The organism is Streptosporangium sp. NPDC023825 (assembly GCF_040639575.1).
Lineage (GTDB): Bacteria > Actinomycetota > Actinomycetes > Streptosporangiales > Streptosporangiaceae > Streptosporangium.
Genome location: NZ_JBFAAE010000009.1, coordinates 199,454 through 211,744, shown reverse-complemented (window position 1 = coordinate 211,744; position 12,291 = coordinate 199,454). Strand labels below are relative to the sequence as shown.

Genomic DNA, 12,291 nt, shown 5'->3' with positions numbered 1-12,291 from the left:
AACGCGACCTGGACTCCCTGCAGGCGGTGAGATCGGAGCTGCTGGACGACGACATCGCCTACGTGCGGATGACCGGGTTCGCGCCCGACTCCGCCAACCGGGTCCTCAAGGCCGTCACCCGGCTGCGAAAGGGCCGGACACTGTCCGGCGTCGTACTCGACCTGCGCGGCAACGGCGGCGGCAGCCCCACCGAGGCGATCCGGCTGCTGAGCGCGTTCACCCACGGCAAGAACACCGCCTACCAGTGCACCGTCAACGGCACCTGCCAGGCCATGCCGACCGACGACACCGTCGAATTGCTGCACCTGCCCCTGGTGGTGCTCACCGACCGCGGCTGCGCCTCGGCCTGCGAGCACTTCAGCTCCGCGGTCAAGGACCTGCGCATCGGACAGCTGGCCGGCACCAGGACCGCCGGGGTCATCTCCGGCCCGGCCGGGTCCTACCTGCTCGGCGACAACACCCTCCTGAGCTTCCCCGAGAAGCACCACCTGGGGCCCGATCGCGAGGTGATCGACAAGATCGGCGTGCCGCCCGACCACCACCTGCCCCTGACCCCCAAGGACGCGGCCGCCGGGCGCGACCCCGCACTGGCCAAGGCCCTGGCCTTGCTACACAAGTGAATGGACCCCCCATGAGAAGACTCCTGATCCTCGCCGTGGGAATGACCGTCCTCGCCACGTCCGCCTGCTCCGCGCCCGCGCCCCCCAGAGCCGACGCCCCGCAGGCCAAAACGCCCGGCCCCGTCACCCTGCCCGCCCCCGCCGGCCCCCACCCGGTCGGCACCACCGCCCTGCATCTGACCGACACCTCCCGCCCCGATCCCTGGGACCTCGACGCCGACGCCAGGGAGCTCAAGGTCACCCTGTGGTACCCGGCCGAGCGGCGCGACGGGCAGCGCGCACCCTACATGACGGCCAAGGAGGCGGAACTCCTCCTGAGAGGCTCCGGGACCTCGACCGCGCCGTACGACACGCTGAGCAAGACGCGCACCAACGCCGTCAAGGACGCCGATCCCACGGGGCGCGGATTCCCGCTGGTGGTGCTCTCCCCCGGCTTCACCAAACCGATGAGCACCCTCACGTCCCTGGCCGAGGACCTGGCCGGCCGCGGATATGTCGTGGCCGGAATCGACCACACCCACGAGAGCCACGCCACCACCCTGTCCGACGGGCGGATCGCCGAATGCCTCGCCTGCGACAGCAACACCGACCCCGGCTTCGGCGCCAGGCTCGTCCAGGGCCGGGCGGCCGACGTCTCCTTCGTCCTCGACCGGCTGACCTCCGAATGGAAGCATTCCTCACTGATCGACCGTTCCCGGATCGCGATGGTGGGCCAGTCGATCGGCGGGGCAGCCGCCGTGGCGGCCATGGTCAAAGACCAGCGCATACGCGCCGGGATCGACATGGACGGCACCGGCTATGCCCGTATCCCCAAGAGCGGCCTCTCCCGGCCGTTCATGTTCCTGGGTTCGCGAGAGCATGTCCCGGGCGGCCGCGACACCTCCTGGGACCGTGACTGGAAGCTGCTGACCGGGTGGAAGCGCTGGCTCGTGCTGTCGGGCGCCGAGCACCAGTCCTTCACCGACATCCCCCTGGTGGCGGACGTCCTCGGCCTCGAACCTCTCCCCGGCATGCTGCCCGCGGCCCGAGGCGCGGAGCTCACCCGCACGTACGTGGCCGCCTTCCTCGACCGGCACCTGAAATCACAGCGGCAGCCCCTGCTGGAGGGGCCGTCGTCACGCTACCCCGAGGTCAGGTTCTGCCCCGCGACCTGCGGCCGATCCTGAGTAGGTGTTTGAAAGGTGATCGTTGGTCCGTTGTGCCAGGTGGGTATGAGTGGAGCACGACACGAGACCGGTTTTTACCCCTCTGACCTGACCGATGAGCAGTGGGCGCTGATCGAGCCGCTGCTTCCCGTCCCGCACTGGGATGGCGGCCCGGACAAGCATCCACGGCGCGAGGTCGTGGACACGATCATGTACGTGGTGCGTACCGGCTGCTCCTGGCGGCAACTGCCGGCCGGCTTCCCGCCCTGGCAGACCGTCTACTGACACTTCGTACGCTGGGAAGACCAAGGGGTGACCCAGAGAATCGTGGACGTGCTGCGCCGGCGGGCCCGCAAGGAGGCCGGTCATAAGGCCGAGCCGTCGGCCGCGGTCATGGACTCCCAAAGCGTCAAGGGCGCCGATACCGTCGGAGCCGACAGCCGCGGCTACGACGCGAACAAGAAGATCAACGGCCGCAAACGGTTCGTGGTCACCGACACGCTCGGGCTGTTGCTGGCGGTGATGGTGCGCCCGGCCGGCGTGCAAGATCGTGCCGGCGCCACCACCATGCGGCTGGGGCTGTACCTGACCGGTGGCTGCCGGGTGGTGTTCGCCGATCAGGGCTTCGCCGGACGGTTGGTGATCTGGGCGCGGCAGATGCTGAACATCGTGGTGCACATCGTTCGCCAAGCCCGCCGGTCAGCGCGGCTTTCGGGTGCATCCTCGGCGGTGGGTGGAGCGGGCGCTGGCTTGGCTGATGGCCTATCGGCGGCTGGCCCGTGATTATGAGCGCCGGCCATCGATCAGCGAGGCGATGATCCGCTGGGCCGTGATCAACATGCTGGCACGGCGCATCACCCGAGGCCACCTTGCCCATCGGCCCGGACCACGCCCCCTCACACGAGTCCGCCGAACGAAATGATCACTACTCAAACACGCAGTCAGCGATCGTACGCGCGCTCAGCGCTGTCGCGGCGGCCTGTGCGGCCTGGGGCCGGTCCCTGCCGGGACCGCACTCGGGCCGCCCGCCGCACCCACACCACACCTGTCAACGCACCACACATGGGTCGCACCGCCGTCCGGACGCAGCCCTTCCGATTGCCTGATGACGGCTGAGCTCTTGTGCGGTCAAGGGCGATCGGTGGGCCGTGACTTCGCTTCTCAGCCCCGGCCCACCGAATTGCCATAATGGTCAAGGGGCATATTCGGGTGCGACCCTGCAGGGGTTATGAGGACATGAGGAGGAGACCATGGATTCGCCGAATCCGGCCTGGTAGAAGCTCCAGAGTGAACTCGTCCGTACAAATCTCCCCGCAAAATCGTCAACCTCGACGGTCCGAGACGGATGCTCTCCGCGGCTTCATTAAGAATCAACGATTCAGCGAGATGACTGCTCGACGGTGAATTCACACCACGGCGACCATTCCGACACCGCGTCTCCCTCCTCAGCCCGCACGCGGAAATGATACGTGCCCGCCGTAGCAAACGCACCTGGCGGAGTGGAAACCGCGTAAATTTTTCCTACTACCACCAACGGTTCTTCGCCGGGACGGCCGATTTCGAATCTACCGATCAGGTTGGGGTTGTGAGGGTAGCTAAACGGGGTCGCGGTCGCTCCGAATGTCGGTTTGTTCACGGTGGAGATCACTGGGTTGCCGCAGAACTGGGAACCGGAGTACAGCGAGGCGGAGATTCGTAGTTCTGCGGGCACGCCGGGCTTCGGCACATTCACCGTGGCGACCGTGAAGGTGCACCAAGGCATCCAGGTTGACACCCCGTCGTCGTCCACGGTCCGCGCACGGAACCGGTACTCGCCCTCGGTGAGGATGTTCTCGGGCACCTGGTAGGTGGCGAGCGATCCGTAGAAGGGGACGGTGACGCGGACCAGTGGCGACCTCCCGACCGGGGCCACCTCGAATGTCGCCTGCAGGTCGGGGCGGTCAGAGTTGTAGGCGGGGATGCCCTTGTTGGTCCTGAGGAACGGCGTCAGGCTTCTGGACAGAGGTTTACCGTCGGAACAGAATTGCGGCGAAGTGAGAGAGGAGGAGCTCAGAGATGAGCCTATCGGCGGATGCGGCGGAGGCAGAACGGTCGCGGCCGATGTGGATGGCGCGATGGCCGCGCCCAGCGCGAAGACCGCCGTGAGAAGGACCGCTGTCCGGCGCCCCCATTTGCGCACCTTGGTATTGACTGAATTCACGAGTGTCGAACTCCTCTCACCGGAAGGGCAGATGAATTTATTTCACACCGTCATCGACCATCCGGTCACTATCAAATCGGTATACGTAAGAGATCTGTCATATTTCCCGCGCCTTGTCGTTATTGGTCGTCGAGCCAGGACTCGGTGTGAGTGGTTGTGGTTTCGGCCCGGCGCTCCCGAAGCTGCCCCCGCCGCAAGGTAGAGGGTTATCGCAGGTGGCCGCCGCGCACGGCCACTCGATCCGTCACCACAATTCGGCCTGGCTGGCTGTACTGCTACTGAGGTTGAAGGGCTGGGGTTACGGCGGTTCGAGGTCGAAGCCGGTCTGGGCGATGAAGCCGTCCAGCAGGCGGGATCGATACCGCATTCGCTTGAGTCTGGTGGCGACCAGTGCGGCGAGTTCATCGATGTCGTGAGGGGCGAGGTTGGCCAGAGCGCGCTTGAGCGCCGACCATACGCCCTCGGCTGGATTGAAGTTCATCGCCTGGCTGGGCATGTGGGCCGCCCGCAGCCGCGTCCTCGAAGAGCCGGCCCGTCACAAGACCCTGCTCAGGTGGACCGCCGTCCTCGGACTCGGCGTCGCCGTCGCCGGAGGTCTCCCGGCCGCCCTGGTCAGTGCCGGATGGCTGCACGTGAACGAGTCGGCCGCTGGTCTGATGCTGATGCTCCACGGCGCCAGCGGCATGTTCGCCGGCCCGGGTTACGTGGCCGTCTTCGGGCTGATCACCATGCGGGTCACCCGGTCCGGCCCCGTCGTCGGCGCGCTCTCGCCCCTGGGCCAGCGTTCCCTGTCCGGATACCTGTTCCAGTCGGTGGCCTGGCTGGTCCTCCTGGCACCCTTCACACTCGCCCTGGGCGGCCGTTTCGGCAGCCCCACAGTGACCGGCCTGATCATCGCGGTGGCCGTCTGGCTCGTGACCGTGCTGATCGCTCGCCTGCTCGACAAGCGCGAGCAGGCCGGTCCCGCCGAGATCGTCCTGCGCCGCCTGACCTACGGGCCTGGAGGAGGGGCCATCGGCGCACCTGAGAAACGGCGGATTGTCGGGTGCCATGTCGTGAAGGCACGTCCTCGCCATCATCGGTGGCACGGGATGGCACCCCCGGAACGCAGAAGGACCCGCGTTTCCGCGGGTCCCAGCGCATCTCACGATGCTGATCGAGTGTGCCCCCTGCAAGATTCGAACTTGCGCTCCCGGCTCCGGAGGCCGGTGCTCTATCCCCTGAGCTAAGGGGGCCAACGCGTGATTACATTACCAGCATCCTGAGGGAAACCGACACTCGGTTAGGGAAGCAAGTGATCTCCGAGGCAGGTCGAGGGCGACGGGAAAGCCGAGAGTGAGAGGTCATCGGGGCAGCCGGGCGCCGGCGGGGCGGCACGGGCCCGAGCCGCGCGGGGCGGGGCGCCGCCGGACGGGGGCGAGACGGCGACAGGTGGGGCGGACCGGCGGGACAGGGCGAGTCAGCGCGGGGTGGGGCGAACGGCGCCTCGATAACGGGAGAGATAGTAGGGCGAGGCGGCGAAGTCGGCCGTCCTGACGATGTCGCCGGTCTTGGGGGCGTGGACCATGACACCGTCTTTGACGTAGACGCCCACGTGGGTGGGGTCTCCGCTGCCTCCGCCGAAGAAGACGAGATCTCCCGGACGCAGCCGGGAGAAGGGCACCCGGCTGCCCTGCCTGAACTGGGTGCCGGTGTAGTGGGTGAGCCTGGCCCCCGCCTTGGCCCAGGCGTGCAGGGCGAGCCCCGAGCAGTCGAAGCCCCCGCCGGTCGGGCCCGCGCTCGAACCACCGCCCCATACGTATGGCCTGCCGACCTGGCGGAGTGCCGCGGCGGCCGCGATCCGGCCCCGCAGGGCCAAGGCGCCTTCGCGCGAGGACACCGCCTTCCCTCGCGAAGGCGCCGCCCGCCCGTCGGGGAAGGCCTTCCCTGGAGAGGACGCCACCCCTCGGCTGGAGGGCGCTTTCCGCTCCTCAGAGGGGCGCTGCGGCCATTTGATACCCGCCCGCGAGGATTCCGGTCCGGAGGAGGCCGGGAGATCTCTCTGTTCCGCTGAGGAGGATGCGCCGGTCCACACATCCGGGGTGTCCGAGGGCTCCACCGGCCCTCCCGGTTCCGGATCGGAAGGGCCGGGCGCCCACCCGGCACCCGCTCCCGAGAGCCCCGGCGGCCGTTCACCGAACGGAGCCGGGGCCGGGGCCGGAGCCGAGGTCGGGGCCGGGGCTGGGGCTGGGGCTGGGTCCGGTGCTGGGAAGGAGCCTCGCGAGGACATCGATCGACCGCCGCCCGCGTCCGGAGAGAACGGGGGCCGTGACTCGCAGGCGGCGGCCAGCGCGGCGCGGATCTCTTCCGGCAGCCAGTGAGGAGTGCCGTCCGGCGGGGCTGCCGGGAAGAGGGAGAGGAGGCGGTCCCAGGCGTCGCAGGCTTCCGGGGAGAGGCGGGGCGCGGGAAACGGGGAGCTTCCCGCGAGGGCCGCCGAGAGGATGGTGACGGTGACGAGTGCCGTGATCACGCACGCCCTCCTTGGGCTCGATGAAGGATCGAGGCCCCAGGATCGGCGGGAGGAGGTGATCGCCAACGAGCCGAACACGACTCTGTGGATAACGCGTGGACCATCCAGCCCGAGAAGTGATCGACTCCACCCATGGCGGAGGGGACGCGGGAGACGGGAACGGCAGTTTGCGGGTACCCACAACCATGGGGTCGCATCCAAGAGCCCGACGACCGTCTCCCAGGAGCCCCGCACCCTCGCCCTCCCCCCAGTCCGCCCTTGACCCGCGTCCCTCCGCCCTGCCGACCGGCACCACTCAGCCGGCCCCCGCCACACCCTCCCCCGCGTCGTGACCGTTCATCGGCCCCGTGAGGAGACCGGCATTCCAGACGGCTGCGGAACGTCATGGCCTCGCGTCTTGATCAAGGCTGCCGGGAGGCTCTGATCTGGTCTTTCTCGTTACTTGGAGCTGGTGGTACCGGCCCGGGCGGAGGGACTTGACCCAGAGGTTCGGCATCTTGGGCGAGAAGGACCTCGGGCTTACGCGCGCCGAACCCGGCAGGATCACATGAAGGTTCCCTACGCCCTCTTCCGTCTTACGGTGAACGGGTGCCTCGCATCGGTTTTGTCCGCCGTCCACCCAGGTGATCCAGGGCTCGCGGCAGGAGGGTATGGAGTTGGTGGGATTGATGGAGCCGCCAGGGGAGCGGATCGTGGGTCGGGCCACGGACATCGCGGTGATCGAGGAGCTCATTGAGGCTTCGGCCGACGGCCGTGGTGCGGCCGTGATGATCGTCGGCGAGGCGGGCATCGGCAAATCGCGGTTGCTGGCGGAGGCGTCGGCCCGGGCGTCGGCGGCGGGCATGGAGGTGCTGGCGGGCCGGGCGGTGCTGGCGGGAGGCACGTACCGGGCGCTGGCCACCGCGTTGGTCGGGCGGTTGCGGGATGCCGTGCTCGCGGGGGACGCCGAGCTGCGGCCGTATCGGGCGGCGCTGGGGCGGATCATTCCCGATTTCGGGCCGGCCGGCGATGCCGAGAAGGCCGACACGATGGTGGATCCCGCCGTGGTGGTGGGGGAGGGCGTGCTGCGGCTGCTGCGCGTGGTCGGCGCAGGACGCGGCTGCCTGCTGGTTCTGGATGACCTGCACTGGGCAGACCTCGACACGCTCGCGGTCCTGGAATACCTGGTCGACCAGGTGGTCGACCAGCGGATCATGATCTGTGGGGCGGCACGTGAGGAGCCGCGTGCCGCCGATCAGATCGAGCGGATCGGCCGGCGACCGGGCGTGCGGGTGCTGCGCCCGGCTCGGTTGGACGCGGCCCAGGTGGCCGAGCTGGCCGGCGATCGGGCCGGTGTGCCGCTCGCGGCGGCGACCGCCTCGTTCGTGGTGGAGCGCTGCGACGGGCTGCCGCTGCTGGTGGAGGAGCTGACGGCGGGGCTGCGCGAGACGGGCGTGGATCTGGCCGCCCCGCGGGAGGCGTTGAACGACATCGGGGTACCGCCGACGTTGCGGGCGCTCGTCGGTGAGCGGATGGCGGCCCTGGCCGGTGAGCACCGCCGGTTGCTGCACGTGGCCGCGGTGGTGGGGGTCGACCTGGGCTGGGACGTGGTGGCCTCAGTGGCGCAAGTGGACGAGGCTGTGTTGCTGGCGGGTCTGCGCGCCGCCACCCACGCGCATCTGCTGCGGGCCGAGGCCGATGAGCTGACCTGGCGGCACGCGCTCACCCGGGAGGCGGTGCTGGCGGGATTGCTGCCGCCGGAGCGGGCCGCGATAGCACGGCGCGCCGCGGATCTGCTTGACGGCGGTGGCGTTGGTGAGGCTGACGTACGGACCGCAGAACTGCTGGCTGCGGTGGGAGAGCGTGAGCGGGCCGGCCGGATCCTGCTCCGTCTGGCCCGCCACGATCTCGCCCGAGGGGCGTTGCGCAGCGCGCGGGCGCTGCTGGCCCGGGTGGAGGCCACCGGTGCGATCCGCACCGCGTGGGCCATCGAGCAGGTCCGGCTGCTGACTCTGGCCGGCGAGGTGGAAGCGGCGTTGCGTACTGGGGAACAGGCCATCGGCACCGCGACCGGGGACGAGTACGTCGAGCTGTGCCTGCAGCTGGCCCGTGGCTCCGTGGTGGGCGGACGCCGGGCGGCGGCGATCGAGTACGCCGAGCGAGCCGGCCGGCCGCACGATCCGCGTTTCGCCATCGTGCGGGCCGACGCCGCCTACGGGGAGGGGGATCCGCACCGCGCCGGCTCCCTCGCCGCCGACGCGGTCCGTGAGGCCGAGCGCGCAGGTGATGGCGAGTCTCTGGCGGGGGCGCTGCTGGTGCAGGGGCGCTGCCTGGCCCATCGTGATGCGGCTGCGGCGCGGGTGGCGTTCGGGCGGGCGGTGCAGGTGGCCGCCGAGCGCGGCCTGACCCCGCTGCGCGTGTCCGCCCTTTTCCACCTGGCCGCCGTTCAGCGTGGCCAGCCGGACCCGCCCGCGCTGGCCGAGGCCCGCGAGATCGCCGAGTCCGCCGGGCTGCTGGGGCAGCTGGCGTCGATCGACCTGCTGGTGGCCGATCTGGCGCTGGTGGCGCACGGTCCCCGCGTGGGTGAGCCGGTGGCCCGCAGCTGTGCCGAGCTGTCGGCACGGCTGCGGCTGACGAGCGTCCAGGCGGTCGCCGAGCTGTTCGTCGCCGCCGCCCGCGCAGGCGCCGGAGACCGCGACGGCGCGGAGCGATGGCTGCGCCGGGCCGGAGCCCGGCCCAACGCGCCGCGGGAGGTGCGAGCAGGCCTTGACCTGGTACGCGCGATCTGCTCAGTGGTGACCGGAGACCTGCCGGGCGCGGCCACGCAGGCGGATGACGGCGCCGCGATCCTGGCCGGTCACGCCTCGGCGGCCCCCACCCACTGGTGGGGGCTGTGGTTGCTGCTGCGCGAAGTGACCGGTCACGAGCCGCAGGACGCCCGCGCGGTGTTCCATCGCGCCCGGGCGGGCCGCCGGCGGGTCAACCGGGGCGCGCTGCTCTATGCCGACGCCGTCGCCGCGGGGCGTGAGGGCGGGGCGGAGGAGTCGATGCAGGTGCTGGCCCGCGGGGACGCGGCGCTCGAGGAGCATCCGTGGTGGCATCGACTGCTGCGGCTGCCGGTGTGGACTGCGGCGGTGAGCGAGGGATGGGGCGATCCCGTACCCGGGCTGCGCGCCGACCTGGCCTGGCACGAGCTCAACGGTGACGAGGCGCCGGCACGGCAGTGCCGGGACCTGCTGAGGCAGGCAGGTGCGCCGTCCCGCCGCAGCAGGGGCACGACCGTGCCGCCCCGGCTACGCGCCGCCGGGGTCACCGGCAGGGAGGCCGAGGTGCTCGCCCTGGTGGCCGAGGGGCTGGGCAACGCGCAGATCGCAGCACGGCTGCACCTGTCCGTACGCACGGTCGAAACCCACGTCAGCAGGCTTCTGGCCAAGACCGGCGCGGCCGACCGGACCCAGTTGCGTACGTACGCGCCCGGCCAACATCAGTAGTCGGCACGGACGCGTAGCCGGCCCTGACCCGGCGACCCTGGGGGACATGACCACAACACCCGACGACACCGCACAACCAGTCAAGGAAGGCAAGGGCGCCCGCGTGCGCAACATTGCCACTGCCACCGCACTCCTCATCTCGGCCATCACCGGCTTCGCCGGTGTGGCCTCGCCGGCCTCAGCCGGAACCACCGCCGACCAGATCGTGAAGATCAGGCCACTGCACACCACCGACAAGTGTCTGGACGTCCAAGACGGCAGCCACGCCAACAGCGCCAACCTGATCCAGTACGACTGCACCGGCGCCACGAACCAGAGATTCCGCCTGATCCGCGTGAGCGGCAATGATTTCGAGATCCGGCCGACCCACGTCACCGGGAAGTGCCTGGACATCCAAGGCGGCAGCCCGGCCCTGGGAGCGCGAGTGATCCAGTTCGACTGCACCGGCGCGTCGAACCAGCGCTTCACGCTCGACAACGGCGGGTCATCGCTGAACAGCATCAGGCCGCGGCACGTCTTCAACCTGTGCTTCGACGTTCCGAGCGCCGGCACCGCGAACAGCGTGAACATCATCCAGTTCACCTGCAAGGGCGGGGCCCGCAACCAGCTGTTCGAGTTCCTGCCGACGCTGTGACAACGATCGCGGGCGAGCCCGCGTCCGCCCCCAGGCCTATCTCGGGCGGCAGGGAGCGGGCGGTGTGGGCACGGCGCGACCATCCCTCCCGGCCATGAGGAGAACAACACCCATGCCACAAGACCCCTTGGCGAGCCCGCTGTTCCCGCGAACCTCGCGGTACCACCCCGACTGGATCCGCTCCAGCGTCAGCGGCGGAGCCAACTCACTCTGGCTGACCGAATGGCTCACCCATGCGATGACGCTGGAGCCCGGGATGCGGGTGCTGGATCTGGGCTGCGGCCGCGGCGCGTCATCGATCTTCCTGCACCGCGAGTTCGACGTCCAGGTCTGGGCAACGGACCTGTGGTTCGGTGCGGACGAGCGACTGCGCCGCATCCGCGACGCCGGCGCCGGCCACGCGGTGTTCCCGATCCACGCCGACGCCCGAGCCCTGCCGTTCGCGGCGGGCTTCTTCGACGCCGTCATCAGCATCGACTCCTTCGTCTACTACGGCACCGACGACCTGTACCTCAACTACCTGGCCCGGTTCGTCCGGCCGGGCGGCCAGATCGGCATCGCGGGCGCGGGACTGACCCAGGAGATCGACGGGCCGGTTCCCGAGCATCTGCGGGGCTGGTGGGAGCCGAGCATGGCCTGCCTGCACTCGGCCCACTGGTGGCACCGCCACTGGGAACGCAGCGGCATCGCCTCCGTGGACCTCACCGACACCATGACGGACGGCTGGAAGCACTGGCTGGAATGGCAACGGGCGATCGCACCTGACAACGAGCCGGAAATCAACGCCGTCACCGTCGACCGCGGTCGCCACCTCGGGTACGTACGCGCGGTCGCCCGGCGTCGAGCGGACACCGCACTCGACGAACCCATCTCCTCCATCCCTGTGACCTATGCGAAGCAGCCCCTGTATCGCGCCTGAACGGAGAGGACGGAGGAGAGCTGAAGACGTACCGCCGGTACCGGCGTACTTCGAGCGGGTCGGCCCACCGCCGGACCGTAACACCACCTATTCACTCGCATCACACGCTCACGCACGTACAAACCTCAACGATCAGACGGGATATCACCATGTCGCTCATTCACCGCTCCCTCACCGCTCTGGCGCTGGCGGGGACCAGCTTGATCACTGTCGCCGCCTCCGCCTCGCCCGTGCAGGCCGCGGCCGTCACCGCCGTCCATGTCAGCAGCCGCACAGTGTTCATCACGGGCACGTCCGGTGTTGACACCATCAAGATCGACATTCTTGAGGGCAAGGTCACCGTGGACAGCACATCAGGGGTGAGCGCCGGCGCCGGATGCATCAAGTCAGGTACCAACGTGGTGCAGTGCGCCGGGACCGGCAGCACGATCCAGTTCATCGACGCGGCCACCCTCGGCGGCAAGGACAGCGTGACCAACAACACCTCGCTGCAGTCGTCGATCTTGGGCGGGAGTGACAATGACACCCTGACCGGCGGTTCAGGCCGCGACGGGCTCAACGGCGGCGGTGGAGACGACACACTGAACGGCAACGGCGGCATCGATGTCGCCAACGGCGTCAGCGGCTTCGACACCTGCACCGCCGAAACCGAGAGCTCCTGCGAGGCCTGATCCGGACACACTCTCGCCGTGACATGGATCAACGACCCGGACAGCCGCGAGAGCGAGGTCCCCTCGCAGGCACAGAACAGCTGAAGCAGCCGTGTCTCACCGAGCTTGACAAGTTCCGATCGA

At 69.4% G+C, this 12,291-nt stretch carries 11 protein-coding genes, 1 tRNA gene and 2 pseudogenes; 10 read left to right on the top strand and 4 right to left on the bottom strand.

Annotated elements, in window-relative coordinates:
• The 5 genes and pseudogenes from AB0G15_RS11770 to AB0G15_RS11750 form a co-directional block, all read left to right on the top strand.
• Positions 1–620 (top strand): S41 family peptidase (locus AB0G15_RS11770; RefSeq protein ID WP_362837781.1); only part of this gene is annotated, 620 nt, incomplete at its 5' end.
• Between the two features lie 11 nt (positions 621–631).
• Positions 632–1,786 carry an alpha/beta hydrolase gene (locus tag AB0G15_RS11765; protein WP_362837779.1) on the top strand — a complete coding sequence of 385 codons (1,155 nt, stop codon included), beginning with the start codon at positions 632–634 and terminating at the stop codon, positions 1,784–1,786.
• Between the two features lie 45 nt (positions 1,787–1,831).
• Complete coding sequence (locus AB0G15_RS11760) at positions 1,832–2,050, top strand: transposase (RefSeq protein ID WP_362837777.1); 219 nt, start codon at positions 1,832–1,834, stop codon at positions 2,048–2,050.
• Positions 2,051–2,077: 27 nt separating this feature from the next.
• Positions 2,078–2,548 carry a transposase gene (locus AB0G15_RS11755; protein ID WP_362837775.1) on the top strand — a complete coding sequence of 157 codons (471 nt, stop codon included), beginning with the start codon at positions 2,078–2,080 and terminating at the stop codon, positions 2,546–2,548.
• Positions 2,469–2,687 (top strand): annotated as a pseudogene (locus tag AB0G15_RS11750) (hypothetical protein); the annotation flags it as partial. The gene AB0G15_RS11755 and the pseudogene AB0G15_RS11750, both read left to right, overlap by 80 nt.
• A 456-nt stretch (positions 2,688–3,143) precedes the next feature.
• Here AB0G15_RS11750 and AB0G15_RS11745 read toward each other — a convergent pair.
• Positions 3,144–3,965: a hypothetical protein gene (locus AB0G15_RS11745; protein WP_362837773.1), complete on the bottom strand. Its 822-nt coding sequence runs from the start codon at positions 3,963–3,965 to the stop codon at positions 3,144–3,146.
• 298 nt (positions 3,966–4,263) lie between these two features.
• Positions 4,264–4,461: a hypothetical protein gene (locus AB0G15_RS11740; protein WP_362837771.1), complete on the bottom strand. Its 198-nt coding sequence runs from the start codon at positions 4,459–4,461 to the stop codon at positions 4,264–4,266.
• On the opposite strand from AB0G15_RS11740, the pseudogene AB0G15_RS11735 reads away from it, so the two are divergent.
• Positions 4,460–4,903 (top strand): annotated as a pseudogene (locus AB0G15_RS11735) (DUF418 domain-containing protein); the annotation flags it as partial. The gene AB0G15_RS11740 and the pseudogene AB0G15_RS11735 sit on opposite strands and share 2 nt — an antisense overlap.
• A 225-nt stretch (positions 4,904–5,128) precedes the next feature.
• On the opposite strand, the gene AB0G15_RS11730 reads toward AB0G15_RS11735, so the two are convergent.
• Positions 5,129–5,200: transfer RNA gene (locus AB0G15_RS11730), tRNA-Arg, on the bottom strand.
• Positions 5,201–5,424: 224 nt separating this feature from the next.
• Positions 5,425–5,844 carry a C40 family peptidase gene (locus tag AB0G15_RS11725; RefSeq protein WP_362837769.1) on the bottom strand — a complete coding sequence of 140 codons (420 nt, stop codon included), beginning with the start codon at positions 5,842–5,844 and terminating at the stop codon, positions 5,425–5,427.
• 1,322 nt (positions 5,845–7,166) lie between these two features.
• On the opposite strand from AB0G15_RS11725, the gene AB0G15_RS11720 reads away from it, so the two are divergent.
• From AB0G15_RS11720 to AB0G15_RS11705, 4 genes are all read left to right on the top strand, one after another.
• Positions 7,167–9,944 carry an AAA family ATPase gene (locus AB0G15_RS11720; protein ID WP_362837767.1) on the top strand — a complete coding sequence of 926 codons (2,778 nt, stop codon included), beginning with the start codon at positions 7,167–7,169 and terminating at the stop codon, positions 9,942–9,944.
• Between the two features lie 46 nt (positions 9,945–9,990).
• Complete coding sequence (locus AB0G15_RS11715; protein WP_362837765.1) at positions 9,991–10,578, top strand: RICIN domain-containing protein; 588 nt, start codon at positions 9,991–9,993, stop codon at positions 10,576–10,578.
• A gap of 112 nt (positions 10,579–10,690) precedes the next feature.
• Positions 10,691–11,497: a class I SAM-dependent methyltransferase gene (locus AB0G15_RS11710; RefSeq protein WP_362837763.1), complete on the top strand. Its 807-nt coding sequence runs from the start codon at positions 10,691–10,693 to the stop codon at positions 11,495–11,497.
• A gap of 149 nt (positions 11,498–11,646) precedes the next feature.
• Positions 11,647–12,168, top strand: coding sequence for a hypothetical protein (locus AB0G15_RS11705; protein WP_362837761.1), 522 nt, complete (start codon positions 11,647–11,649; stop codon positions 12,166–12,168).
• Positions 12,169–12,291: the final 123 nt, after the last annotated feature.

Excerpts from the sequence above, each read along its gene's own strand:
- AB0G15_RS11710 (WP_362837763.1), top strand. The coding sequence starts at position 10,691 with ATGCCACAAGACCCCTTGGCGAGCCCGCTGTTCCCGCGAACCTCGCGG.
- AB0G15_RS11715 (WP_362837765.1), top strand. The coding sequence starts at position 9,991 with ATGACCACAACACCCGACGACACCGCACAACCAGTCAAGGAAGGCAAG.
- AB0G15_RS11760 (WP_362837777.1), top strand. The coding sequence starts at position 1,832 with ATGAGTGGAGCACGACACGAGACCGGTTTTTACCCCTCTGACCTGACC.
- AB0G15_RS11765 (WP_362837779.1), top strand. The coding sequence starts at position 632 with ATGAGAAGACTCCTGATCCTCGCCGTGGGAATGACCGTCCTCGCCACG.
- AB0G15_RS11740 (WP_362837771.1), bottom strand. The coding sequence starts at position 4,461 with ATGCCCAGCCAGGCGATGAACTTCAATCCAGCCGAGGGCGTATGGTCG.
- AB0G15_RS11705 (WP_362837761.1), top strand. The coding sequence starts at position 11,647 with ATGTCGCTCATTCACCGCTCCCTCACCGCTCTGGCGCTGGCGGGGACC.